Below are 25,408 nucleotides of genomic sequence, written 5' to 3'. Positions count from 1 at the left end.
GATGTCACCCGGGTCGAGCTGACCGACAAGCCGACCGAGGCGGGCACCGAGGGCCTCAAGACCGTCTGGGTCGGTGACCAGCAGTTCTTCGCCCGCGCCGTGATCCTGGCGACCGGTTCCGCGTGGCGTCCGATCGGTGTGCCCGGCGAGCAGGAGCTGCTCGGCCACGGTGTGTCGTCGTGTGCCACCTGTGACGGCTTCTTCTTCCGCAACCAGCACATCGTCGTGGTCGGCGGTGGCGACTCGGCGATGGAGGAGGCCACCTTCCTCACCCGGTTCGCCGAGACCGTGACCATCGTGCACCGTCGCGACTCCTTCCGGGCCAGCAAGGTCATGCAGAAGCGGGCGCTCGACAACCCGAAGATCAAGATCGAATGGAACTCGGTGGTCGAGGAGATCCTCGGCGAGGACGGCAAGGTCGTCGGTGCGCGTCTGAAGAACGTGCAGACCGGCGAGTCCAAGGTCCTCGACGTCACCGGCGTCTTCGTGGCGATCGGCCACGACCCGCGCAGCGAGCTCTTCAAGGGCCAGATCGAGCTCGACGACGACGGTTATGTGAAGGTGCAGTCGCCCAGCACCCGGACCAACATCGCCGGCGTCTTCGCCGCCGGCGACCTGGTCGACCACACCTACCGGCAGGCGATCACCGCCTCCGGCACCGGCTGTGCCGCGGCGCTCGACGCCGAGCGCTTCATCGCTTCATTCGTAGAGCTGTAAGGCCCGGGAGGCCCTCGTGGGAGCAACAAAGGTCGTCACCGACAAGACCTTCGCCAGTGACGTGCTTCGTTCCGACAAGCCGGTACTGGTCGACTTCTGGGCCGAGTGGTGCGTGCCCTGCAAGAAGGTCGACCCGCTGCTGACCGAGATCGCGGCCGAGCTGGGCGACCAGGTCGAGATCGTCAAGGTCAACATCGAGGAGAACCCCGAGACCGCCATGGCGTACGGCGTGATGACCGTGCCGACCCTGACGATCTTCAAGGACGGCGAGCCGTTCAACTCGGTGACCGGTGCCAAGCCGAAGAGTGCCCTGGTCAAGTTCATCGAGACGGCGCTGTAAATCTTCCGTCGCGTACGCCCCGCGCCCACACTGGGCCGCGGGGCGTACTCTCCGGGAGGTTGTGTCCTTTCTCGCCCTAGGGAGTCGTGAGTGCGGTCCATCCGACGCGGAGACACCGGTGTGGCTGTTTCCGAGATCCGGTCGATCCTGGTCGGCCTGGAATTGCTCGACGACGCTGAACCCGACGTCTTCGACGACGCGCTGGAGACCGCGGTCCGGGCCTTCCAGCAGGACCGTGGGCTCGGCGTCGACGGCATGGTCGGCGACGAGACGTGGGGCGCGCTCGACGCGGCCCGCTGGCGTCTCGGTTCCCGGGCGCTCTATCACTCGGTGCCCGACGCGCTGGTCGGCGAGGACGTCCGGGCACTTCAGGAAAGACTTCTGGAGATGGGGTACGACGCCGGCCGTCCCGACGCCGTCTACGGCGCCCGGACAGCCCGTGCGGTGGCCCAGTTCCAGCGCGAGGTCGGTCTCGTCCAGGACGGCTCCTGCGGCCCGCAGACCATGAAGGCGCTACGTCGGCTCGGCCGCAAGGTCGTCGGCGGCCGCCCGCAGTGGCTGCGCGAGGCCGAGGCGTTCCGCCAGTCCGGCCCCAACCTGGTCGGCAAGACCATCGTCATCGACCCGGGACACGGCGGCGGTGACGACACCGGCGTGGTGGTGCCCGACGGCCAGCGCCGGTGGAACGAGGCGGACCTCGTCTTCGACCTGGCGTCCCGCCTCGAGGGCCGGCTCTCCGCGGCCGGTATGCGGGTGCACCTGACCCGCGGTCCGTCGCCGTCCACGCCGATGAGCGGCGCCGAGCGGGCCGCCCTCGCCAACACCCTCGGCGCCGACCTGCTGATCTCGCTGCACCTGGACGGCCACTCGTCGACCGCGGCCGAGGGTGTGGCGACCTACCACTACGGCACCGGCAACGGTCTGAGCTCCACGGTCGGCGAGCGGCTCGCCGCGCTCGTGCAGCGGGAGATCGTCGTCCGCACCGGTATGCACGACTGCCGGACCCACGCCAAGACCTGGGACCTGCTACGGCTCACCCGGATGCCGACGGTCCGTGTCGACCTCGGCTACCTGACCTCCCCGGTCGACCGGGTGCGTCTCATCGACCCGATGTCGCGCGAGCAGATCGTCGAGGCGCTGCTCGCTGCCGTACAACGGATGTATTTCCCGGTTGAAAGAGACGTCCCCACCGGTTCGATCGACGTCCGGCAGCTCCGAATGGCACTCGCAGACAAGGGCTAGCAGCTCTAGTTGTCGGCTGATCTTGTTGCGGTGACCGGGCGGACCGGGCGCAGCAGGGTCTCCGGGCTCATCGAGCCGAGCAGCTTCTCCAGCGCGTACTCGACGTCGGACTTCCAGGACAGGGCCGTCCGCAGCTCCAGCCGCAACCGCGGATAACGGGGATGCGGGCGGACCGTCTTGAAGCCCACCGACAGGAAGAAGTCGACCGGGGCGATACAGGCCGACTGCTCGTCGTTGTCGTCCGGCTTGGCGTCGCCGAAGGCCTCCACAGCCTTCACACCACGCTTGGTGAGGTCGCGGGCCACTCCCTGCACCAGCATGCGTCCCAGGCCGCCACCGGCGAAGGCAGGCACCACCTTGGCCGTGGTCAGCAGAGCGGCGTCGGCGCTCACCGGCGAGGTCGGGAAAGCCATGCCGCGCGGCACGTAGGCCGGTGGTGCGTACATCACGAAACCGGCGGGCATCCCGTCGACATAGGCCAGCTTGCCGCAGGATCCCCACTCCAGCAGCGTCTGCGAGACCCAGGCCTCCTTCTCCAGGCCGGGATCGCCGGTGGCGCAGGCCCGCTCCGCGGAGACCGGGTCCAGCTCCCAATAGACACACTGCCGGCAGGGCCGGGGCAGGTCCTCGAGGGTGTCGAGGGTCAGATTGACCAGGCGTCGCGACATGTGCCGACCCCTTGCAGTTCGCAGACGGAACACGGACCGGACGCCGCCGCGCCCCCGCCGAATCTTACGTCGGAACCACCATGAACGGGAGCAGGTCGGGCAAGTGCCGGGCGGGGCTAGGATCGGTTCCCGACGAACTCTACTGAGAGAGGTGAGAGCCGCATGACCGGTACGACGCAGGATGATTACACCGATCGGTACGCGCGACGCGTACGCGGGATGACGACATCGGAGATCCGGGCCCTCTTCGCCGTGGCGAGCCGCCCCGAAGTCGTGTCGCTGGCCGGTGGATCGCCCTACATCGCCGCGCTGCCCCTGGACGCGGTCGGTGAGATGCTCGGCGATCTGGCCGCGCAGCAGGGTGCCACCAGCCTTCAGTACGGCATCGGCCAGGGCACCATCGAGCTGCGCGAACGCATCTGTGAGGTGATGAGCCTGTCCGGCATCACCAACGCCTCCCCCGACGACGTGGTGGTGACCGTCGGCGGCCAGCAGGCCCTCGACCTCATCGCACGCCTCTTCCTGGACCCGGGTGACGTGGTGCTCGCCGAGGGGCCGACATACGTCGGCGCACTCGGCGTGTTCCAGGCCGCCCAGGCACAGGTCCGGCACGTGGCAATGGACGCAGAGGGCCTGATCCCGGCAGCACTCGAGGAGGCCATCGAGGCCACCGCGAGGGCCGGTCGCCGGGCCAAGTTCCTGTACACGATCCCCACCTTCCAGAACCCTGCCGGAGTCACCCTGTCGGAGGAACGGCGCGAGCAGGTCCTCGACATCTGCGAGCGGGCCGGGCTGCTGGTGGTGGAGGACGATCCGTACGGGATGCTCTCCTTCGAGGGCGACGCCCCGCTGCCGCTGCGAGCGCGCCGGCAGACCGGGGTGTTCTACTGCTCCACGTTCTCCAAGACGTTCGCGCCCGGTCTGCGCGTCGGCTGGGTCCTCACGCCGCACGCCGTGCGCGAGAAGCTGGTCATGATGAGCGAGGCCAACGTGCTCTGCCCCAGCGCGTTCGCCCAGGGTGCCGTCACGCAGTACCTCTCCACCATGCCGTGGCAGGAGCAGATCAAGGTCTATCGGGAGATCTACCGGGAACGCCGGGACGCGCTCCTGAGCGCTCTGGAAGACCTGATGCCAGCCGGTACCACCTGGACCCGGCCGACCGGCGGACTCTTCGTCTGGGCGACCCTGCCGGACGGTCTCGACTCCAAGGCGATGATGCCGCGGGCCATCGCCGCCCGCGTCGCGTACGTGCCCGGTACCGGTTTCTACGCCGACGGCACCGGCCGTGGCAACATGCGGCTCAACTTCAGCTTCTCCTCGCCGGAGCGGCTACGTGAGGGTGTCCGCCGCCTATCCGGCGTCATGGAGCAGGACCTGGCCATGCGCGCCGTCTTCGGCGGTGCCGGCCTTCAGCCGGGCCATCAGCGGCGTCGTGGTCCGGCCGCCGCGGACGCTCCCGGTCCCGACTTGGCATGATCATCGACATGGGTACGCGTGACGAAGTGCGAGTTCTGGTCCTGGCCGGCGGGCTGTCCTACGAGCGGGACGTGTCGCTGCGTTCCGGTCGCCGGGTCCTCGACGCGCTCCGGTCCACCGGCCTCACGGCCGAGATGCACGACGCTGACGTGTCCCTGCTACCCGCGCTGCAGGCCGACCCGCCGGACGCCGTGGTGATCGCCCTGCACGGCGCCACCGGCGAAGACGGGTCACTGCGGGGGGTGCTCGACCTGTGCGGCGTGCCCTACGTCGGCGCCGACGCGCGTGCGGCCCGTCTCGCCTGGGACAAGCCGTCCGCCAAGTCGATGCTGCGCGAGGCCGGGCTGCCCACCCCCGACTGGGTGGCGCTGCCGCACGACCGGTTCTCCGAGCTCGGTGCGGTGGCGGTGCTCGACCGGATCGTCGAACGGCTCGGGCTGCCGCTCATGGTCAAGCCCGCACAGGGCGGGTCCGGGCTGGGCGCCGCCGTCGTGCGGGACGCCGCGGATCTGCCGGCCGCCATGGTCGGCTGCTTCGCGTACGACTCGACCGCGCTGGTCGAGCAGTACGTGACCGGCACCAACGTGACGGTCTCGATCGTCGACACGGGCAACGGTCCGGAGACGCTGCCGATAGTGGAGATCGTGCCCCGCGACGGGGTCTACGACTACGCGGCCCGGTACACGGCCGGTCTCACCACATGGCACGTGCCGGCCCGGCTCTCGCCGGAGGTCGCGCAGCGGGTCTCGGAGACGGCGCTCACCGCGTACAAGGCCCTCGGTCTGCGGGATCTCTCCCGGATCGACGTGATCGTCACTGACGACGGGGAGCCGCACGTGCTGGGTTGCAACGTGTCGCCCGGGCTCACCGAGACGTCGCTGCTGCCGCTCGCGGTGCAGGCGGCCGGTGCCGATCTGGGGACGGTGCTGAGCGCACTGGTCGCACGTGCGGTGGCGCGGCGGGAGATCTGACAGCTCGTCGGACACGGACAGGCCCGGCGGTTTTCCCGCCGGGCCTGTCCGTTGTCGTCACACTGCCCTGTCCCGTGCTTCATACCTCGGCCGCGCTTGCCACGGCTGCGTTTGCCACGGCTGCGTTTGCCACGGCCGCGTTAGCCACGGCCGCGTTAGCTCCGGCTGCGTTTGCCACGGCCGCGTTTGCCACGGCCGCGTTAGCTCCGGCTGCGTTTGCCGCGGCCGCGCTTTATGCCTCGGCTGCCTCGACGTCCCCCAGGGTCGAGGGCCGGCGGTCGTTGTCTCCGTCCATGCCGGTCGGAACGTCGATCGTGGCCGGCGACTCCCACGCGATGTGGGCCGGCTCGGCATTGGCCTGACCCCCGAAGTCGGCGAGCCAGGCGGCGACGAGAGCAAGGTTCTCCCGCCACTGAGACTCGGGAACGACCGGCAGGATGTCGTCCCACAGCGACAGGAAGGTCCCCCGCAACTGCAGCCGACCGTACGGCCGGGCCAGGAACCACATGTGCAGGTGTGCCGAGCCGTCCCCCCAGCGATTCACGTGGACCCGGGCCACGCCGTCCAGCGATCGGATCGCCCGCTCGAGCCGGACCGTCATGACACCCAGCTCCGCTGCCAGCAGGTTCGGCAGGTCGCCCAGATCGAGGTGCGAGCGGCATTCGAGGATGAGGACCATCGGCAGCCCGGTCGGCCGATCCATGGCCCGGACACGCCACCGCTCACTGACCCAGATGTAGGAGTCGTCCGGCGTACCGCAGGCCACGCAGTCGGATGCGTCCTCTCCGCTCCGCGGCGGTTCCACCTCCACCGGCGGAGCGAGCTTCTTGACCCGCATATCCCCTTCGAAGGGGAACGACGGCCAGCGAGTGAAGTCAGGCAGGGGGGTGGTGTTCTCAGACACGACGTGACCTTAGCCCAGCCAGGAGCACCTGTCCCGGGTCAATTTCGCACGACGGAGGGACCCGCCTCATGTTGACGAGGATGAAATTGAGTCCTTACACACACCCGTCCCGAAGTTATCCACAGGAGTTATCCACAGGCACTCCCGTTTCACGTGAAACACGACGTAGAACGCTTGCGCACCCTGTGGATAGAGCGGTGGACGACCCTCACGACATCGGCGTCGTTTCACGTGAAACACCGCCCGCCCCAGCATCAACAGGCGCAACACACAGGTTGTGGATAGTGGGGTTCACGCATGTCTGCCGCGCTGCGGCCCCCACCCTCACGTCGGCGGCGTCGCGCCTGTCACCGGCGCCATGCAGACCGGATGGTGAGCTCATCTCAGTTGTCTCGCCACTCGTCACCTCGCCATGAGAAGAAGATTCACACAACGAACGTGGTGGTCCATCAACCCCACCCGCGGGTGCGGTGCATGGGTCCAGGGCGCGGTGCCGTAAGGCCGGTTAGACCCCGCAGCAGCGATTGAGGTGGTCACAGGGTCTGGGTCGGAGTTCGACTCGAGCGACCAGCTGACGACGCCGAGGCCCCAGCCCTCGTAGTCACAAACCGGCCGGGTCTAGAGGTGCGCCCCGGCATCTTGGTAAGAGCAACCCCGTGCGCCTGATCCCCTCGCATCAGGACGCAACTCGTTCCCGCGACACATCCGCCGGGCTTGCGAGCTTCACGGCGCATGTTGCTGACTGCTCCTCACGGTCGGCGTCATGAGGGCTGCGCCGGCCTTGATGCAACGCAACCGGCTTCGCTGGTCGCCCACATGCTCACGCCAGTCCGCTGGCGAGCCGTTTCACGTAAAACATCGCGGCCACCAGTGCCCCTCACCCTGGCGTTGGGACGCGGTTCCCGCCCGGCCATACCGCCCTGCCGACGGGCTCGAGTGGGCATCTCAATCTTGCTGGAGCAGCGCCTGGAGGCGACGTTTGGTGGCCGGATTCAACGGTGCGCAAAGAGGCCGCTCAAACGGTGCAGCCCACCTCTGGTGTCCTGCCCGAATCACCCACGGAACGCCGAGCGATCACCTAACCATCCGCATGGCATACGGCACACGACGGAGACACCTACCAGCTCGCCCGGCTATAAAGCCCCCGGTGCTTGAAGTCGTACGGAGCATCCGCCATCCACCAAGAGCCCTCGCCGCAGAGATCTTCGCCAAACTTGCCGAGCCCACCATCCTGATGTCCCGACACTCGTCCCGAACGTTCGAGAGCACCGCCCCCGCGCTCGTCTCGAAGCTTGACGAACACAACGGAACACTGCACCTGCTCTCTCGCCCGCCTGACGAACGCAATCAACATCGCGCCGCCCCTGGCCGTCTCACCCGATGATGCCGTCCGTATCACCGCCGTGCCGGCCTCGACAGCCTGCTCGACGTCAGCGTCAAAATTGCTCTCTGCAGCCTGGCGATCGGCGTCGTCATCACCAACCCGAAGTCCGGCCTCGTGGGCCGTCAGTGTCAGGCCCTCTCGGGTTCCCTCCAGATCTCCACGAACGAGGGTGGCATCAAAGCCTGCCTCATATCGAAGCTCCGCAGAGATTGTCGGCAACCAGGGTCGAGCTGCTTGCCGTAGCGCGCGAACGCCATCGCGACTCAGCTCGTGTTCGCCTCAGAGAACCCGCAGATGGGACTCATCACAACCGCAATGGCACCGGCCGCCTGAAGCCCGAGCACCATCCATGGAGTTCGGGCCAGCACCTCTGTGCCACGCCTACAGACGTACAGTGCGAAGACGAGGCGTCCTAATTCGAAGTAGGCCCCTTTGCGAGGCCGCCTGCCCGGCTGCACACCAAGAACAGGACCAGCCTTCCGGAACCTCTCTGCAGTGGCCTGTCCCTGTCCGGCCGAATCGCGTCGCTAAGCGGATTGGCACCCCGATCCACTACATCCCCAAGCCGGTGTCCTTGAAGCACCCGCGTGCCATCTGTCCCAGATGCGATCCAGACATCCACCCCCTCGCCTACCGCAAGCGACGTCTCGCCTTACGCGGTTGACTATGTCCAGATGCCTCGGTCTGCCGAACGCTTCAGCGCCACTTCGACTCGCACCCGAACCGCGCTTCGACTGGCCTCGGACTCTTTGCCGGTGCTCTGGCCTCGAATCCGAGTCGTAGGAGGCGGCATGGTGACCAAGCTCCCGGCTGCAGGTACTTAAAGATGCCGGCCACCCGGGGACACCCGTCCTGCCAGCGACGTCCGACGAACGATGCCCTTCCGGCGGAGCGTCCTGCACGCGGAACGTCCTGCAGATGGAGCGTCGCCAACGAAGCATGTCACCTAGCGCCAGGGCTCCAGATCGTAGAGATGTCTTGGCGAACACGACTTCCACCGAGCATGTCGGTTCCTCGACTCCAAATGACTTAGGCACCGTAGAACGGCCTCGACACGAGCCAAGGCTCCAACGCTTGACTCTGGCGATCAAGCGGACTTCCCATCCCTCACTTCTCGCCTGGTTTCCCGAGTTAGGGAGTGGCTTGGACCATCCGGAACGCAGCTGCGGTGTGGCTCTCTTACTGGCTACAGCCAGGCACCGGCGACCGTGAGACGGATGAGTGGCGGGGCTTCGGCGACCGACACGAGCCTCAACAAAGATTTGGAGCGTCAGGATTTAGAGCAGTCACAAGAGCCCTCTCCGGTCCGTACCTACTCCTCCGCAAGCCACAGAGGTCCCGGAACTGTCAGCCAGTCCCGACCGTATAGCTCTTCACGCGGTCGAGGACCGTAGCTTCCACCTTCCACCGGCCGTGGCGGTCAACCGTCCACGGTCGTGCCCTGGCTGCGATCCGCAGCCCATTGAACCGCAGATTCCACAACACCTCGAGTACTACAGCTTCCAGGCACGGGTCAAAGATCCCTAGCGACACAACCACTTCCAGACCAAGTCGATGGCCTGAACTGTCCAGCGTCAACTCCCGGGCCGGCTAAGCGCGCGGGCCGTCGCCGAACATCTCGGCTAGGTTCCCACTGATGAATCCCATCCCCTGCCGAACAGGTTCGAGCCTCTGCCAGTCAGGAACTAGAACCCCACGGGCGTCGGGAGCCAGATCATCGACACCCAAAGGCCCTCAGCCACATGGAACGTCACGGCGCCCGACCGACCTGACTCGCTAGACAGTTATCGCGGCCAAGAGGGCGAGCACCCCCTCGAGGAAACAGGCGGGCGGCTGCTCACGACGCTCTCACGATGGACGAGTGGCTTAGCCCCTTCTGGGCCGACGCCCACGGTCCGTTCATGCATTGCAACAGCGCTACGCCATGTGTCACTGAGCAGTCTGTTCAATGCGCGCTACGTCGTGAATCTCGTGAAACAGAGGCACCCCGTTTCACGTGAAACGCCACCGGGCCACCGGGCCACCGGGCCACCGGGCCACCGGGCCACCGGGCCACCGGGCCACCGGGCCACCGGGCCACCGGGCCACCGGGCCACCGGGCCACCGGGCCACCGGGCCACCGGGCCACCGGGCCACAACCCGATTGATGGGCGCGCGGTTTCACGTGAAACGGCCAATCACTCGATCGAGAAGTAGAAGAGTCAAGCGGCTGCTCCCCGCTGCCAGTCCTCGACCGTCCCGCCGTCGCCGGGCGACCTATCGAACCGACTAGCCGAGGGTGGGCACCTCAAGCCAGCTTCGCAGCTCATCGGTTGGAGCATCAGAACGAGCAGCAAAGGCCGACGATCGGCAGTGCCCAGTCCAGCCCGAGTCAAGTCGAGACAAGATGACTGAGAACGGTCTGGTTTCGCGGCTCCCGTGGCGGGTGTGTAGATAGGCCAACCAGACTTCTTCGCGATCACCGCGGGATTGGCCATTCATCACCTCATGAGCGCTCCACCGCAAGCTCGGCCATAGGCTCATCCCCTAGCCAATCCCGCTCGCAACGGCGGCCGCTGATGCGAACGAATCGCAGTCGCGGACGGACACCGACGGATGCGCACCACGGCGCGCCACCACGGCGCGCCACCACGGAGCAGGCACCACAGAGCAGGCACCACGTTTCACGTGAAACATGTCCCCTCGCAGTGCCTGGGTAGTTCGCGCCGCCAATAGTCATTCGCCACCAGAAGCGCGATCCGCATGCACAGTAAGAGCTGCTGCACGGCGGGCAAGAACAGCGATCCTGAGGCCGGATACCAGCGGAACCAGGTCAGCTCCTAACCAACGAGCAGAGCGCGTCTGGCCTCCCCGGCATGCCATGTCAGAGACCGACTGCATCCACACGCCCAGACGGAACACCGGACAACATTCACTGCGGCTAGGCAGCCGGCCCGGCCGGCTTCCAACACAACACCGAGATCCGATACGCCTGCCTCGAACGCAGCGGACAGCAGGTGGGCGCCGCGGTGCCGTCGACGCCGATCCCTGCCGCTGGCAACACCAAACTGACGCGGCCCGGAGCCCTGGCGTAGGTCCCGAAGACGACATCCAGTGGCCAGGCTCCATCGTCTCGCCACGGGAGCTGACAAGTCCGGGCACTCAGCACCCGGCGATGCACTTCGGGCTGCCGCAGCAACGCATTCGAGCCGCTATGGCAAATCCTCAAGGCAAAGCCCCGCCGGTCCGACCGGTGCCGCCGGAGCGTGCAGTCCGCAGGGGCCAAATCACACGGCACATCCACGGGTGCAGGCGGGCGCACGAATCCGGCACAGGGAACCTGCAGTGGTCGGCGCTTAGTCCATCGATTCACACAGAGTTTGCTCCGCGAGAGGTGGAAGCGCCGCAGTTTGGGTTGGCGAGCCTCTTGTTGGCTAAGGCCGTTTGTCGGTGACGGGATTCTCGAGGCGGTACCCGCCACCGATGTAAAAGTCGTTCCTCTCCCGCGGCTCGGGTGGGGGTGTTGATGGATTCGGTTTCAACGTGGCGATCTGAAGGTTTGCGGTTCGGATGCGCTGAGGGTCGTAGGTGAGGGTTGATACTGGCGCGTCATCAGGGCGCAGATTCATTGGTCGCCAACCCGGTTGCGGCCTTCGTTGTCTGTAAGCCGAACTGACGTCGCCGACCGATCCCTTCACCTCGGCGGCAGTCATGGTGTTCTGCGGCGGTGGGCTGTTTCACGTGAAACGCGGCACGGTGGCGTGGTCACATCTTGCAGCTCCCGACTGAACGAGTTCGCCCCATGTGGCGAAGATCAGCGTCGGGAGAGTCTGGGAGCGGATGACGCTGCAGCTGGATACCTCGCTTGACAGTGCGCGGCGCCTCAAAGCCCTTATCGACTTCGCCCACCTACCAAAGGGGCATACAGCCGCTGATTCAAGACGATCACGGGTACAGGAACGGAGCACCTACAAGGCGCCACACGCAGCGGAACGCAAACAAGAGCGAAGCAACCCAAGAGCGAAGCAACCCAAGAGCGACCATCAAACCCCGGAACCGAACACCATCAACCGCCGGCCCCAGAAGGCGTCAGAGGGCTTTCACGGAAGGGTGCGGCCGTCCGGCCGGAGCTCAGCCACGGAATCCGGCTGGCATTGAGCAAAGGCTAGCGACGAGATTGCTGGCTGCGCCAAGGCGTGCGGCCTGTTCCGGTGCCCGGGAGTGCGGTGGTGGTGGAGACCTGGTGCTGCGGCGGTGGAATCGCACGTAGCGGCTGCGCGCGACCCTGCCGTCGCGATGGCGACGGTGAGCATCCCCAGACTCGCAATGTAAGGCTTCCCGTCGTCGCTGGCGACGGGAGCACACGCGCAAGCCAGATGTGTAGTCCACGACTCGCGGGCAGGTACGGCGCAGGCCTAACTATCCGTCGTGATCGCTTCGACATCCCATGTTGCGTAGGACCGCAACGGCGGGTAGGGAGCTGTGGCCGGCCGCGACCTACGGATGAGTTGCGAAGCAAAGAGTCCCGGCAACCGCGAAGCGGACAGCCCGAGGAACCGGGCCGTCGGACGGGAACCGGATCCGCACCCGTTAGCAGCACAGTGCCGAGGACGTCGACCACGAAGGTTCACATCAGAGGCCAATGCAACTACCCACGCCCTGGCAACCCACGTCCGACGTTCACATCAGAAAATCTCGCACCAACCAGGTTTCCCACATCGACAGGCGAGACCGCTCACCCAGAAAGATGAACAAGTCTCAGCCAAGACAGCCGGGATGTGAGCGGCCATAGGACCCACCCACCCCATGCTCAGGAGCGCCGATCCAGTTCTGTCAGAACGATTCTCCTGGGATTTTGCCATGACAGCCGAGCACCGGCCCAGCACTTCAAAAAGCGAACTTTGCCCGTTTCGAAGCGCAACACGTCAACCTCAGCCAAAAGGCAAAGGAAAAGGCGCGTGACAACTCACGCGCCTCAACATCACATCGGAAGGGAAGGTCTACTCCTCCGGCTCGCCACCATCGCGAACCGACCCCTCTTCCTCCACGCCGATCATGCTGACGATCCGCTCAAGATCATCAACGGTGGCGAACTCTATCGTGATCTTCCCCTTGTTCCGGCCGATGTCGACCTTCACCCGGGTATCGAAGCGATCGGACAGCCGCTCGGCAAGATCATTCAACGCAGGCGCATGCACCTTGGCCCGCCGGGCCGGCGACGTCTTCTTGACCGCCGTGTCCTCGGACGCGGCCAGATGAACGATCTCCTCGGTGGCCCGCACCGTCAGCCCTTCGCGAACGATCCGCTCAGCGAGCGCATCCTGAGCCGCGCTGTTGTCGAGTCCGAGAAGCGCCCGCGCATGCCCGGCCGACAGGATCCCGGCCGCAACACGGCGCTGCACTGCGGCCGGCAGATTCATGAGCCGAATGGTGTTGGAGATCTGCGGTCGGCTACGACCGATCCGCCGCGCCAGCTCCTCGTGTGTGGCTCCGAACTCCTCGAGCAACTGCTGGTACGCGGCCGCCTCTTCAAGCGGGTTGAGGTTGGCCCGATGGATGTTCTCGAGCAACGCGTCCCTGAGCATCGCGTCGTCGGGGGTGTCGCGCACGATGGCCGGGATCGTGTCCTTACCGACGGCCTGCGCGGCCCGCCAGCGCCGCTCACCCATGACCAGCTCATACCGGCCGTCGCCGAGTTCACGAACCACGATCGGCTGAAGGAAGCCGACCTCCTGGATGGAGGTCTTGAGCTCATCAAGCGCTTCCTCGTCGAAGACGTGCCGCGGCTGCTTGGCGTTCGGCTCGATGGCCGAGACCGGCAACTCCGCGAACCGAGCTCCTGGAACCGGAGCGAGCTCATCATCTGCTACCGATGACGACACCGGAGACGACACCGGGGCGGACACCGGGGCGGTCGCCGAAGCGGAAACGGGAGAGGGCGGCGCTGCCGAAGACACGGCCGGCTCGGCGTCGGAGGAGGCGATCGCCGGCGCGGTAGACAGCTCCGCAGGCGAATCCGGGACCGTCGGTTCACCAGCGGGTGCCGTCGGGATCAGCGCGCCCAGGCCGCGGCCCAGGCCACCCCGCCGGTTCTTCATGCCGTGCCTCCTGTGTTGACCCCACGCACCGCGAGTTCCAGGGCCGCCTCGAAGTAGCTGGTGGCTCCTCGTGAACCCGGATCGTAGGTCATCACCGACTGGCCGTAGCTAGGAGCCTCCGATACACGCACGTTTCGGGGGATCACCGCGTTCAGCACCTTCGTGCCGAAGTGGTTTCGAACATCCTGTTCCACCGCATCTGCCAGTCGTGTACGCCGGTCGTACATCGTCAGCAAGATCGTAGAGACGTCAAGGGTGGGGTTGAGGTGCTGACGCACCAGGTTGATGTTGTTGATCAGCTGATTGAGACCTTCCAGCGCGTAGTACTCACACTGGATGGGGATCAGCACCTCCTGCGCCGCGCACAGGGCGTTGACGGTCAGGAGGCCGAGCGACGGCGGGCAATCGATGAAGACGTAGTCGAACTTCTCGGGGTGTCCGGCGATCGCCCGGGCCAGCCGGGACTCGCGGGCGACCACCGACACGAGCTCGATCTCGGCGCCGGCCAGGTCGATGGTGGCCGGCACACAGAACAGGTTCGGGATGCCCTCCACCGGCTGGGCGACCTCTGCCAGGGGCACGTTGTCGATCAGGCAGTCGTAGACGTCGGGCACACCCGCGTGGTGGGGCACGTTCAGGCCGGTGGACGCGTTGCCCTGCGGGTCAAGGTCAACCACCAGCACACGGTTGCCGTGAAGCGCGAGAGCCACGGCGAGGTTGACCGTCGTGGTCGTCTTCCCGACGCCGCCCTTCTGGTTGGCGACGCAAATCACCCGGGGGTGGTCTGGGCGCGGCATGATGATCTCGCCGCTCGGGTTGAGGATCTGCACAGCTCGCAACGCTTCCATAGCGAGGGGCGGATCGTCCTCATCCGGCACTGGCGTTTCACGTGAAACATGCTCGGGGGACTGAACCGGCACCCCAGAAGAAGGAGCGGCCGAAGCCGGCACACCGGGCATCGGCGCACCGTACTCATATGCCGCTCGAGGCTGCGGAACACCTTGATCGCCAGCGTGCAGCCCGCCCACGCTCACTCCCGACGGCCCGTCGAGAGGCGACTCGGTTTCACGTGAAACACCGTACTCATGCACCGCTTCATCCCTGATGGTTAGGAAGGGGTTGGCCGGCAGAACGTGCGCCCCGGCTGGTAGATCCGGTCCACACTATCGACATCCGGCCAGCCTACGGGTGTCGGGCATGTGTCGCCATGGTCGTCCGTCCGACGAAACGGCACAATGCCGCTCCATCGTCTTCCAACGACGCCGTAAAGACCATGACGCCGGGCACAAGCATCCGGCGAACATCCGGACACGACAAACCCGACCTTCAAAACCTTGCTGTCGTACGGCCAAAGCCCGCCGACAACCGCAACAACGGCACCCTCAAGGATCCCGCAACCCTCTCAGCACGTCGTTGAAGCAAAGAAACCGCCGGACCTGCCCCGCGATCGATACGCACCGCAAACGTGCCTCAGGAGCCACATGGAGCGCCCTTGTCACCCCCGGCGGCCCCGACCACCACGGCGCGGGCCGGCCGATGAGGGGGTTCGCTGCCGCCCGGGCACGACGTGCCGCTCCTTCACGATCTCCACGACGGTCGTCGGTGGTTCGATCAGCCCTTCGCCACACAACCGGATGACCGGCTCGGCGCCACCGAGCGTCGCGATCGCCGCGCCGCCCTGGACGATCTCCTCAGCCGCGGAGGAGCCCTTCATGGCCAGCAACCGTCCGCCGACCGCGGCAAGCGGCAGGCACCATCCGGCGAGCTTGTCGAGCGCGGCCACCGCCCTGGCGGTCACCACGTCCGCTCCGGGGAGCGTTCCGACGACCTCCTCGGCACGCCCGCGGACGACCGTGACGTTGTCGAGCCCGAGCACATCGACGGCCTCGTCGAGGAAGGCGGTCCGCCGGGCGAGTGGTTCGACCAGGGTGACGACGAGGTCGGGCCGCGCCACCGCGAGCACCAGCCCGGGCAGGCCGGCACCGGATCCGACGTCCACGACGGAGGCGCCGTCCGGGATCATCTCGGCCATGACGCCGCAGTTGACCAGGTGTCGTTCCCACAGGCGCGGCGTCTCGCGCGGGCCGATGAGCCCACGCACCACACCCTCGGTGGCGAGCAGTTCGGCGTACCGGCCGGCCAGCGCGAGCCGGTCACCGAAGACGGAGGCGGCTGCAGCCGGCGGTGCGCCGAGTTCGAGCAGGGCAGCTGAGGGGGCGGGGAAAGACGACGGCCCGGGCATTGTGTCGCCCGGGCCGGTGTCACCCGCGCCGTAGCGGGGCTCGCTCACGGTCAGTCCGCCACCCGCACCACGATGCGGCGGTTGGGCTCGACGCCCTCGGACTCACTCTGCACGCCCGGGATCGCGTTGACCACGTCGTGCACGCACTTGCGCTCGAACGCCGACATCGGCTCGAGCCGGACCGGGTCGCCGTGTTCCTTGACCTTCTCGACGGCGTTGCGGGCAACGGCGCCGAGTTCCTTGCGCCGGGCCGCCCGGTAGCCGCCGATGTCGAGCAGGAGCCTGCTGGGCGAACCGGTGGCCCGGAAGATCGCGAGGCGCGTCAGCTCCTGCAGCGCCTCGAGGGTCGCGCCCCGCTGGCCGACGAGCGGCTGGAGACGGCCGCCGACGACCTCGACCATCGGGCGGCCCGCCGAGACGAGCTCGTCGATGTCGCCGTCGTAGTCGAGGATGTCCAGCAGACCCTCGACGTAGTCCGCGGCGATCTCGCTCTGCCGGAACAGGTCGCTGTCCGAGGCGACGCTCTCCGACTTCTTGGCCTCGTCGGCGCCTGCCGGATCGGCAGCGGTGATCTCCTCTGACGAGTCGGCGGAAGGGGGAGTGCTGGTGTCGGTCACGGTCTCATCTCCGTTGTCATTCGGCCGGACCGAGGTCGGTCCGCTATTTCCCGCCGCCTCACGGCGCGGGCAGGTCTCTGTGATCCCAGGGGTGCGCTCGGGCCCTGCGAACGGGGCCCGAGCCGCGATCATCCCTTGGGTTTGTTCGCCGGCCGGGCGCCCTTCTTGGGATTCACCGGTTTGGCACCCGGCTTGGGTGCGAGTGCCTTGGTGTCGACCACCGGACTCACGGCGGGCTCGGGCTGGTTCTTACGACCGAACAGGCCACCGGTGCGGGCGGGCTGGACCGGGCTCTTCGGGCCGCCCGCAACCTTGGTGCCGGGCGCCGGGCGGTTGCCGGCAGGGCCCTTGCCGGCCATCTGCGGCGGCGGGAACTTGCGCAGCACCCACTGCTGCTGGGCCAGGGTGAACAGGTTGTTCGTCACCCAGTAGATGACCACACCGATCGGGAACAGTGCACCGGAGAACAGCAGCGTGAACGGGATGCCGTAGAGCATCAGCCGCTGGATCATGAGCTGCTGCGGGTCCTCGGCCCACCCGGTCTTGAGGATCATCTGGCGCTGGGTGAGGAACGTCGTGGCCATCATGACCAGGACCAGGATGGCGGCCAGGACCTTGACCGTGGTGCCGTCGGCGCCGAGGGCGGACAGTTCGCTCGCCGAGGAGCCGAACTTGGCACTGATCGGGGCGTTGAACAGGTGGGCAACCGCGGCGCTGTTGAACTGGTCGAGCGGCCAGCCGTACAGCTGCTTGTTCGCGTCGGAGATGTTCGGATCCAGGTGCTGGAGCACGTGGAAGAGGCCGAAGAAGACCGGGATCTGGAGGAACATCGGAAGGCAGCCCATCAGCGGGTTCGCCTTCTCGACCCGGTAGAGCTCCATCATCTCTTTCTGGAGCGTCTCCCGGTCACCCTTGTGCTTCTCCTGAAGAGCCTTGACCTTGGGCTGCAACGCCTGCATCGCGCGCTGGCTCTTGATCTGCTTGACGAAGACCGGGAAGAGGATGACGCGCAGCGTCACCACCAGGAAGAAGATGGCGAGGATCCACGCCCAGTTGGTGCCGAACACACGACCGTCCGGTACGCCGACCGCATCCCACAGGGAATGCCAGCGCAGAAGGATCCACGAGATGGCGTAGTAGATCGGGTCGAGACTCAATCTAATCTCCAGTCACATCGGCAGGACGGTGACGGATCGGGTCAGGCACCGGGTCATACCCGCCAGGGTGGAAGGGATGGCATCGTAAAAGCCGCCGGATCGTCAGGCCCGTACCCCGAAGCGCGCCGTGCCGCGCCAGGGCTTCCTGGCCGTAGGCACTGCACGAGGGGTAGAACCGACAACGTGCCGGCAGCACCGGACTCAAGTATCGACGGTACGCGACGACCAGAGCCGTCAGGAGCCGGGCGGCCAGGCTCATCGCGGCCGCCGGGGTCGGCGGGCGGATGTCAGAGCGTCCTCCAGGTCGGTACCCAGAGCGGCGTACGTGGCGTGGGCCGCCGGAGGTAACGCGCGGACCACCAGGGAAGCGCCCGCGGGAAGCTCGGCCAGCAATGGCCGGACAAGGTGACGCAGACGACGCTCGACGCGGTTGCGAACCACCGAGTTGCCCACCGCCTTGGACACGACGAAGCCGGCGCGCGCCGTTGAGGCGAACGCCGGCTCGTCGATAAGCAGGTGAACGACCAGGGTTCCGCGGCCGGCTCTGCGGCCACCTCGGATCGCTGCGGCGAAGTCCGCGCTACGCCGCAGTCGTTGCGCCGCGGCAAGCACGACTACCTGGGCATTCTGACCGGACTAGCGGTCGGCTCAGGCCGACAGCTCGCCGCGGCCCTTGGCCCGGCGGGCAGACAGGATGGCACGGCCGGCACGGGTGCGCATGCGCAGCCGGAAGCCGTGGGTCTTGGCACGCCGGCGGTTGTTCGGCTGGTAGGTGCGCTTGCTCACGTCAAAACTCCGTCTTCGTACTACGACTCTGGGGGCATCTTCCGCTGCAAGACGCCACTTTATCAGAGCGCGGCGGAGCAACCGCCCAACCCTACGCAGGCCCCCGGGGACGGTCAACCATATCCTGGGTCGGCACGCCGACATGGGTGGGCGGCAAAGGTCTACCAGGTCTTTCCGTGCACAAAGTGAATCTTTTCTTAGCTCTGACCGGGGGATGGCCCGGTCGGCGGTTGTAGTCCCCCTGTCGCCGCTGTTAGCGTGCGCGGTTGCTGGTCTCATCGGCCGTACGCACACTGCGGGGCGGCGGCCAAAACCGGACAAGCAGGTGGATCGTTCGCCACGGTGAGCCTGTTTACCGCCCGCGCCACCACAGGCTCCGGTAAATCTGCCGACCATCCGGCCGGGAGCGGCCACCGGCACCGACACGGGTTGTGGATAACCTGTGGATAGCCGGTGGCGCCGCGCGTGTTCAGCACGTTAACTGTGCTGGGTCGGGGGGAGCCGGACGGTTGCCTGCACGGGCGCCGGAAGGCACAGGCGAAAGGCCGGACAAGGCCCACCGGGGGTCGGTGGCGATGGGGGTGGCGCGGCGGTGGCCGATCAGGTCGACCTGGGCACGTTGTGGCGTGACACGTTGGACGAGTTGTCCGACGAGATCGCGTCACGGCAGCAGCGCGCCTATCTTCAGTTCACCCGTCTGCGGGCCATCGTCGAGGACACGGCGCTCCTATCGGTTCCGGACACGTACACCCGGGACATCATCGAGTCGCGGCTGCGTCCGGCGATCACCGAAGCTCTGACGAAACGGCTCAGCCGGCCCATTCAGGTGGCGGTCACGGTCCGCCCTCCGGAGGACGGCTCGGGTATGCCGGGGACCGTCTACGGCACCCCCTCGGAGCAGACGGCGCCGATCGCCGATCCCCAGCCACGGCACTACGCCGACCCCGGGCCCTATCAGCCGGAGCTGCCCGGTTACTCCGGGCCGCAGCGGATGCCCGACCAGCCGTACCCGCAGGCCGCCTTCGGTCCCGCCCAGCACGCCCCCGAGCCGTACCCGACCGGTTCCGCCCAGCATTCGTCGCCGCAGTCGCCGTACTCCCGTGGTGTTCCCTCCGCCCGCGACGGCCAGGAGGCGCTCTTCGCCGACCCGATGCCGCAGCAGACGCCGCCGCCGGTGAACAGGTCCGCGGCCACCCGCCCGGGGGAGAAGGACGCGCCCAACGACGCCGTCGCGCACCGGATGGCGGCCGACGCCGCGCAGCTGCGGGAGAATCAGCGTCACCCGGACGATCGCCCGATGCCTATGCCGGACCGCCGCGACGACGTTCCCATCCGTGCCGGTGACAACGGCCCCGGCCGGCCGCCGCTCGACCTGCGTGGTCCGGGCGCCTCGCCGCGGCCCGGCGGGCAGGACGGCAACCGGCTCAACCCGAAGTACATGTTCGAGACGTTCGTCATCGGCTCTTCCAACCGGTTCGCGCACGCGGCCTCGGTGGCGGTCGCCGAGTCGCCCGCCAAGGCGTACAACCCGTTGTTCATCTACGGCAGCTCCGGGCTGGGCAAGACCCACCTCCTGCACGCGATCGGCCACTACGCCACCACCCTGGGCCACGCACGGTCGGTGCGCTACGTGTCGACCGAGGAGTTCACCAACGATTTCATCAACAGCCTGCGCGACGACAAGACCCAGGCGTTCCAGCGCCGCTACCGCGACGTCGACATCCTGCTGATCGACGACATCCAGTTCCTGGAGAACCGCGAGCGGACGCAGGAGGAGTTCTTCCACACGTTCAACACGCTCCACAACGCGAACAAGCAGATCGTGATCAGCTCGGACCGCTCGCCGCGCCAGCTGGCCACGCTCGAGGACCGGATGCGGACCCGCTTCGAGTGGGGCCTGCTCGCCGACATCCAGCCGCCCGACCTGGAGACGCGTATCGCGATTCTCCAGAAGAAGGCCGCGCAGGAGCGGATGTACGCCCCCGACGACGTGCTGGAGTTCATCGCTTCGCGGGTCTCCAACTCGATCCGGGAGCTCGAGGGCGCCCTCATCCGGGTGACCGCGTTCGCCAGTCTCACCCGTTCCCCGGTGCAGCTCTCGCTGGCCGAGGAGGTGCTGCGCGACTTCATGCCGGACGGCGCCGGCCCGGAGATCACCGCCGACCAGATCATGGTGTCGACCGCCGACTACTTCGGTGTCTCGCTGGAGGACCTGCGCGGGCATTCGCGCAGCCGGGTGCTGGTCAACGCACGCCAGGTCGCCATGTACCTGTGCCGCGAACTCACCGATCTCTCACTGCCCCGCATCGGTCAGGCCTTCGGCGGTCGTGATCACACGACCGTCATGCACGCCGACCGCAAGATCCGGCAACACATGGCGGAGCGACGCTCGCTCTACAACCAGATCGCCGAGCTGACCAACCGGATCAAACAAAACACCTGATGGGTACGCCCTAAGCGTCCACAACCGCACCACGGGGCTCCGGCCTCGCGCTTTCGGCGTGGCTGCCCGGTACAACGCACCCCTCGCCGCCGGGCTGCTGCCCGCTCACCGGCTATCGGGTCTCACCACGCAAGCTGGCCGCCCCGCGCATGGCCGGCTCGCCCCGCACGCCGTCGCATCCTCAGCGCGCGTCGTCCGTACCCGATGGGATTTGTGGTCCGCACGACCCGGAACCGCTGTGGAGAGCCGCGGCCAACCGCCTCGGCCGCGCAGGTTTTCGCTTGTCCACAACACGGACCACGCAGGGACGGCCGTCGACGCCCTACACGCCCATCCGCGGGGTTACCCACAGGCTCGCCACGATCGAGTGAATGCCCTCTGAACTGCGGTTTCGCAGCTTCTGACGAGTTGTCCACCGGTTCTACACGGGGTTGTCCACAAGTTGTCCCCAGATCATCAGACTTTTAGCCATACATCGAGCCTGATCACTGCCAAAGATCGAGGGTCCTTAAAGGTGGTTTGTCAACGTCGCGACGTGACAGTTTCGTGCCAACGTTGTCCACACTCGTCCACAGGCATCCACAGGCTCTATCCCCAGACGGTGGAAAACACCTGACACCGTTCCCCACAGATGTGGACCAACCCTGGGGATATCGATGTGGACAGACACGGAGAGTCACAAAAGATCTCACAGGCTGTGGAGGCCTGTGGATTACCTGTTGAAGGTTCTGGGGACGACGAGCCGGTAGCGTTCCTGCGTAATCCACAGCGCAGGGGATAAGACCGGTGGATAACCGGTGGATAGCCTGTGGGCAACGGTGGACAACTCTGTGGGCGTCACGTGTCTGTGGATGCAGACCCCGGGTTATACCCCGGTTGCCCACATGTGAATCACCGGTGGATAACCCTGTCACCAGCACAAACGCGGGTTCTCCACAGTTTGCACAGGACCTATGAAGACGACTAGTTATTTCTTCTAAGAGAACAAAAACCAATCATCAGCGTTGTGGAAGGTGTGGATGCTCAGCTCTCGGCTCAAGCCGGGGCCGGGTAGACCAGAGCACCGGGAAGCAAGGCTTGGCGTTCCACGCCCTTGGTGGTGTAAGAAGCCGGACCAGGGCCGGGCACGCGCCAGTACCGCCGGAGCCATAGAGTTCAGTGGGGTCCATGCCCCTGTATGAGGACGCATCGCGGAGGACAGCATGAAGTTCCGGGTGGAGCGAGACGCGCTCGCCGACGCCGTGGCGTGGACAGCCAAGAGCCTGCCCAGCCGGCCCTCGGTGCCGGTGCTCGCCGGTGTCCTGCTCAGGGTCACCGACAGCCGCCTGCAGGTGTCGGGCTTCGACTACGAGGTCTCGAGCCAGGTGACGGTGGAGGTGCAGGCCGACGCGGACGGCGCCGCCCTGGTCTCCGGCCGCCTGCTCGCCGAGATCACCAAGGCGCTCCCCGGCAAGCCGGTCGACATCGCCGCTGTCGGCGCCCATCTCGAGCTGGTGTGCGGCAGTGCCCGTTTCACCCTGCCCACGATGCCGGTGGAGGACTATCCGAGCCTGCCGGACATGCCGTCCAGTGCGGGCACCATCGACGCGGCCACGTTCGCCTCAGCGGTTTCCCAGGTCGCGATCGCCGCAGGTCGGGACGAGACCCTGCCGATGATGACCGGTGTGCGACTGGAGCTGAACGGTTCGAACATCGCGTTGCTGGCCACTGACCGGTATCGCCTGGCCATGCGCGAGATCGAGTGGTCCCCGGAGGATCCCGAGATCAGCCTCAACGCGCTGGTCCCGGCGAAGACGCTGAACGACACCGCCAAGGCGCTCGGCCCGATCGGTGGCTCGGTGACCCTGGCGCTCGCCCAGGGCAACGCCGGTGAGGGCATGATCGGTTTCGCCGGTGGCGCCCGCCGCACGACGAGCCGCCTGCTGGACGGCGCCAACTATCCGCCGGTGCGCTCCCTCTTCCCGGCGTCGCACAACGCCGAGGCCCGCGTTGCGGTCTCGTCGCTGGTCGAGGTGGTCCGACGCGTTGCGCTGGTCGCCGAGCGCACCACTCCGGTGCTGCTGAGCTTCAGCGAGGACGGTCTCGTGGTCGAGGCCGGTGGCACCGAGGAGGCCCGCGCCAGTGAGGCGATGGAGGCCGAGTTCACCGGTGAGCCGCTGACGATCGGATTCAACCCGCAGTACCTGATCGACGGTCTGCAGAACCTGGGCGCACCGACCGCGTTGCTGTCGTTCGTCGACGCGTTCAAGCCGGCTGTGATCTCGCCCGCTGGCGAAAGTGGCGAAATCATCCCGGGTTACCGCTATCTGATCATGCCGATCCGGGTCACTCGCTGATACTGAGCTTGAACCAATCGCTCATCTAGGGGGATCACCATGCAACTCGGCCTGATCGGTCTCGGCCGCATGGGTGGCAACATGCGGGAACGACTGCGTGCCGCGGGGCACGAAGTAGTCGGATTCGACCAGAACCTGGAAGTAAGCGACGCTGCCAGCCTGGCTGAGCTGGCCGAGAAACTGGCGGCGCCGCGGGTCGTCTGGACCATGGTGCCGTCCGGCAAGATCACCGAGGACACCATCAACCAGCTCGCCGAGGTCCTCGAGCCCGGCGACATCATCATCGACGGTGGCAACTCCAAGTTCACCGACGACGCCCCGCGGGCCGAGCGGCTCAAGGTCAAGGGCATTCACTACCTGGACGTCGGCGTCTCCGGCGGCGTGTGGGGCATCAAGAACGGCTACGCGCTGATGGTCGGCGGCGAGGCCGACAAGGTCGAGCACTGCAAGCCGATCTTCGAGGCGCTCAAGCCGGCCGGTGAGTTCGGCTTCGCGCACGCCGGCACCCACGGTGCCGGGCACTACGCCAAGATGGTTCACAACGGCATCGAGTACGGCCTGATGCACGCGTACGCCGAGGGCTACGAGATCCTCAAGGCCTCGGAGTACATCCACGACGTGCCCGCCGTGATCAAGAGCTGGCGTGAGGGCAGTGTCGTCAAGTCGTGGCTGCTCGACCTGCTGGACCGGGCTCTCGACGAGGACCCGGAGCTGGAGGCGCTGAAGGGTTACGCCGACGACACCGGTGAGGGCCGTTGGACGGTCGACGAGGCCGTGCGTCTCGCCGTTCCGGCACACGTCATCGCCGCGTCGCTGTTCGCGCGTTTCCAGTCCCGCCAGGACGACTCGCCCGCCATGAAGGCCGTCGCCGCGCTGCGTCAGCAGTTCGGTGGCCACGCCGTCAAGCGCTGATCCATGCACGTACGCCGGGTCGAGCTCACCGACTTCCGATCGTATGAGCGGGTGGCGGTCGATCTCGATCCCGGCGTGTCAGTGCTGGTCGGCCAGAACGGGATGGGCAAGACGAACCTGATCGAGGCGCTCGGCTACGTGGCCACTCTGGACAGTCACCGGGTGGCCACCGACGCGCCCCTGGTCCGGGCCGGGGCGGCCTCGGCGGTGATCCGCTGCGCGATCGTCCACGAGGGACGCGAGCTGCTGGTCGAGCTGGAGATCGTGCCGGGCCGGGCGAACCGGGCCCGGCTCAACCGGTCACCGGTGCGCCGGCCGCGCGAGGTGCTCGGCGCGCTGCGGATGGTGCTGTTCGCCCCCGAGGACCTGGAACTGGTGCGTGGCGACCCGTCCGAGCGCCGCCGGTACCTCGACGATCTGCTGGTGGCCCGGCAGCCCCGCTATGCCGGGGTGCGTGCCGACTACGACCGGGTCGTGAAGCAGCGCAACGCCCTGTTGCGCAACGCCTACCTGAACCGCAAGGTCGGAGGCACCCGTGGCCAGGACCTGTCGACGCTCGAGGTCTGGGACCATCACCTGGCCCACCACGGCGCCGAGCTGCTGGCCGGTCGGCTGGAGCTGTCCGCGGCGCTGGCCCCGCACCTGACCAAGGCGTACGACGCGGTCGCTCCCGGTCGCGGGGCGGCGGCGATCGCGTACGCGTCCCGGCTCGGTGAGTCGCCACCGTCGGACCGTCCGGCGCTGGAGTCGGCGATCCTGGACCGGCTGCGGGAGCGGCGGCCGGTGGAGATCGAGCGGGGCACGACCCTGGTCGGGCCGCACCGCGACGATCTCGCGTTGCACCTGGGCGACCTGCCGGTGAAGGGCTATGCGAGCCACGGGGAGAGCTGGTCGTTCGCCCTCGCGCTGCGGCTGGCCGCCTACGACCTGCTGCGTTCGGACGGCATCGAGCCGGTGCTGGTCCTCGACGACGTCTTCGCCGAGCTGGACACGCAACGGCGGGAACGGCTGGCGGCTCTGGTGTCCGAGGCGGCACAGTTGCTGGTGACGTGCGCGGTTCCGGAGGACGTGCCGGCGAGCCTGCGTGGCGCGCGCTTCGACGTCGTGACGGGATCGGTGAGCCGTGTTTCCTGACT

General features: G+C 67.0%; 19 protein-coding genes and 1 pseudogene. 9 read left to right on the top strand and 11 right to left on the bottom strand.

Annotated features, from left to right (window positions below; translation table 11 throughout):
* The 3 genes from CLV67_RS39280 to CLV67_RS39270 form a co-directional block, all read left to right on the top strand.
* The coding region (locus tag CLV67_RS39280; RefSeq protein WP_106327891.1) for an NAD(P)/FAD-dependent oxidoreductase at window positions 1–717 on the top strand (717 nt) is incomplete at its 5' end.
* Between the two features lie 16 nt (window positions 718–733).
* On the top strand, window positions 734–1,057 hold the full coding sequence (gene trxA / locus CLV67_RS39275) for a thioredoxin (protein ID WP_106327889.1): 324 nt from the start codon (window positions 734–736) through the stop codon (window positions 1,055–1,057).
* A gap of 90 nt (window positions 1,058–1,147) precedes the next feature.
* Entirely contained in the window at window positions 1,148–2,299 is a 1,152-nt protein-coding gene (locus tag CLV67_RS39270) for an N-acetylmuramoyl-L-alanine amidase (RefSeq protein ID WP_106327887.1), read from the top strand.
* Window positions 2,300–2,304: 5 nt separating this feature from the next.
* On the opposite strand, the gene CLV67_RS39265 is transcribed toward CLV67_RS39270, so the two are convergent.
* Window positions 2,305–2,967: a GNAT family N-acetyltransferase gene (locus tag CLV67_RS39265; protein WP_106327885.1), complete on the bottom strand. Its 663-nt coding sequence runs from the start codon at window positions 2,965–2,967 to the stop codon at window positions 2,305–2,307.
* Window positions 2,968–3,129: 162 nt separating this feature from the next.
* On the opposite strand from CLV67_RS39265, the gene CLV67_RS39260 reads away from it, so the two are divergent.
* Both CLV67_RS39260 and CLV67_RS39255 read left to right on the top strand, forming a co-directional pair.
* Window positions 3,130–4,443, top strand: coding sequence for an aminotransferase-like domain-containing protein (locus tag CLV67_RS39260; protein WP_106327883.1), 1,314 nt, complete (start codon window positions 3,130–3,132; stop codon window positions 4,441–4,443).
* Between the two features lie 8 nt (window positions 4,444–4,451).
* Window positions 4,452–5,414 carry a D-alanine--D-alanine ligase family protein gene (locus CLV67_RS39255; RefSeq protein WP_239166490.1) on the top strand — a complete coding sequence of 321 codons (963 nt, stop codon included), beginning with the start codon at window positions 4,452–4,454 and terminating at the stop codon, window positions 5,412–5,414.
* A 333-nt stretch (window positions 5,415–5,747) separates the two neighbouring features.
* Here CLV67_RS39255 and CLV67_RS39245 read toward each other — a convergent pair.
* From CLV67_RS39245 to rpmH, 10 genes and pseudogenes are all read right to left on the bottom strand, one after another.
* Window positions 5,748–6,252, bottom strand: a pseudogene (locus CLV67_RS39245) (hypothetical protein); the annotation flags it as partial.
* Between the two features lie 1,183 nt (window positions 6,253–7,435).
* The gene (locus CLV67_RS51370) at window positions 7,436–7,921 is read right to left on the bottom strand and encodes a hypothetical protein (protein WP_146169468.1); all 486 of its coding nucleotides are present in this window, start codon (window positions 7,919–7,921) and stop codon (window positions 7,436–7,438) included.
* A gap of 4,760 nt (window positions 7,922–12,681) precedes the next feature.
* Window positions 12,682–13,779 (bottom strand): ParB/RepB/Spo0J family partition protein, encoded by a 1,098-nt coding sequence (locus CLV67_RS39235; RefSeq protein WP_106327879.1) that lies wholly within the window; start codon window positions 13,777–13,779, stop codon window positions 12,682–12,684.
* Window positions 13,776–14,738, bottom strand: coding sequence for an AAA family ATPase (locus CLV67_RS39230; RefSeq protein ID WP_275414919.1), 963 nt, complete (start codon window positions 14,736–14,738; stop codon window positions 13,776–13,778). Before CLV67_RS39230 ends, CLV67_RS39235 begins: the two co-directional genes overlap by 4 nt.
* Window positions 14,739–15,274: 536 nt before the next feature.
* Window positions 15,275–16,021, bottom strand: a complete 747-nt coding sequence (gene rsmG / locus CLV67_RS39225; protein WP_106327935.1) for a 16S rRNA (guanine(527)-N(7))-methyltransferase RsmG — start codon at window positions 16,019–16,021, stop codon at window positions 15,275–15,277.
* A 50-nt stretch (window positions 16,022–16,071) separates the two neighbouring features.
* Window positions 16,072–16,638, bottom strand: coding sequence for a Jag family protein (locus CLV67_RS39220; RefSeq protein ID WP_106327875.1), 567 nt, complete (start codon window positions 16,636–16,638; stop codon window positions 16,072–16,074).
* A gap of 128 nt (window positions 16,639–16,766) precedes the next feature.
* Window positions 16,767–17,795, bottom strand: coding sequence for a membrane protein insertase YidC (gene yidC / locus CLV67_RS39215; protein ID WP_106327873.1), 1,029 nt, complete (start codon window positions 17,793–17,795; stop codon window positions 16,767–16,769).
* 1 nt (window position 17,796) lies between these two features.
* Entirely contained in the window at window positions 17,797–18,054 is a 258-nt protein-coding gene (gene yidD, locus CLV67_RS39210) for a membrane protein insertion efficiency factor YidD (RefSeq protein WP_106327871.1), read from the bottom strand.
* On the bottom strand, window positions 18,051–18,407 hold the full coding sequence (rnpA, locus tag CLV67_RS39205) for a ribonuclease P protein component (protein ID WP_106327869.1): 357 nt from the start codon (window positions 18,405–18,407) through the stop codon (window positions 18,051–18,053). The genes yidD and rnpA overlap by 4 nt, the downstream gene beginning before the upstream one ends.
* Before the next feature lie 36 nt (window positions 18,408–18,443).
* Window positions 18,444–18,581 carry a 50S ribosomal protein L34 gene (gene rpmH / locus CLV67_RS39200; protein WP_093620811.1) on the bottom strand — a complete coding sequence of 46 codons (138 nt, stop codon included), beginning with the start codon at window positions 18,579–18,581 and terminating at the stop codon, window positions 18,444–18,446.
* 592 nt (window positions 18,582–19,173) lie between these two features.
* Between rpmH and dnaA the strand changes: the two genes are divergently transcribed.
* From dnaA to recF, 4 genes are all read left to right on the top strand, one after another.
* On the top strand, window positions 19,174–21,024 hold the full coding sequence (gene dnaA, locus CLV67_RS39195; protein WP_106327867.1) for a chromosomal replication initiator protein DnaA: 1,851 nt from the start codon (window positions 19,174–19,176) through the stop codon (window positions 21,022–21,024).
* Window positions 21,025–22,226: 1,202 nt separating this feature from the next.
* Window positions 22,227–23,360 carry a DNA polymerase III subunit beta gene (gene dnaN, locus CLV67_RS39190; RefSeq protein ID WP_106327865.1) on the top strand — a complete coding sequence of 378 codons (1,134 nt, stop codon included), beginning with the start codon at window positions 22,227–22,229 and terminating at the stop codon, window positions 23,358–23,360.
* 39 nt (window positions 23,361–23,399) lie between these two features.
* On the top strand, window positions 23,400–24,272 hold the full coding sequence (gene gnd / locus CLV67_RS39185) for a phosphogluconate dehydrogenase (NAD(+)-dependent, decarboxylating) (protein WP_106327863.1): 873 nt from the start codon (window positions 23,400–23,402) through the stop codon (window positions 24,270–24,272).
* Window positions 24,273–24,275: 3 nt separating this feature from the next.
* Entirely contained in the window at window positions 24,276–25,406 is a 1,131-nt protein-coding gene (gene recF / locus CLV67_RS39180; RefSeq protein WP_106327861.1) for a DNA replication/repair protein RecF, read from the top strand.
* The last annotated feature ends 2 nt before the right edge of the window (window positions 25,407–25,408 follow it).

Origin of the sequence: Actinoplanes italicus (assembly GCF_003001815.1) — a bacterium.
Lineage (GTDB): Bacteria > Actinomycetota > Actinomycetes > Mycobacteriales > Micromonosporaceae > Actinoplanes > Actinoplanes italicus.
Note: the sequence above shows the minus strand (reverse complement) of the source record. Positions and strands in the feature narration are given on the sequence as shown.

What these genes read in the sequence shown, in the direction of transcription:
- CLV67_RS39235 (WP_106327879.1), bottom strand. Translation starts at nt 13,779, where the DNA reads ATGAAGAACCGGCGGGGTGGCCTGGGCCGCGGCCTGGGCGCGCTGATC.
- yidD (WP_106327871.1), bottom strand. Translation starts at nt 18,054, where the DNA reads ATGAGCCTGGCCGCCCGGCTCCTGACGGCTCTGGTCGTCGCGTACCGT.
- dnaN (WP_106327865.1), top strand. Translation starts at nt 22,227, where the DNA reads ATGAAGTTCCGGGTGGAGCGAGACGCGCTCGCCGACGCCGTGGCGTGG.
- gnd (WP_106327863.1), top strand. Translation starts at nt 23,400, where the DNA reads ATGCAACTCGGCCTGATCGGTCTCGGCCGCATGGGTGGCAACATGCGG.
- recF (WP_106327861.1), top strand. Translation starts at nt 24,276, where the DNA reads ATGCACGTACGCCGGGTCGAGCTCACCGACTTCCGATCGTATGAGCGG.
- CLV67_RS39230 (WP_275414919.1), bottom strand. Translation starts at nt 14,738, where the DNA reads ATGCCCGGTGTGCCGGCTTCGGCCGCTCCTTCTTCTGGGGTGCCGGTT.
- rsmG (WP_106327935.1), bottom strand. Translation starts at nt 16,021, where the DNA reads ATGCCCGGGCCGTCGTCTTTCCCCGCCCCCTCAGCTGCCCTGCTCGAA.
- CLV67_RS39255 (WP_239166490.1), top strand. Translation starts at nt 4,452, where the DNA reads ATGGGTACGCGTGACGAAGTGCGAGTTCTGGTCCTGGCCGGCGGGCTG.
- CLV67_RS39260 (WP_106327883.1), top strand. Translation starts at nt 3,130, where the DNA reads ATGACCGGTACGACGCAGGATGATTACACCGATCGGTACGCGCGACGC.
- CLV67_RS39265 (WP_106327885.1), bottom strand. Translation starts at nt 2,967, where the DNA reads ATGTCGCGACGCCTGGTCAATCTGACCCTCGACACCCTCGAGGACCTG.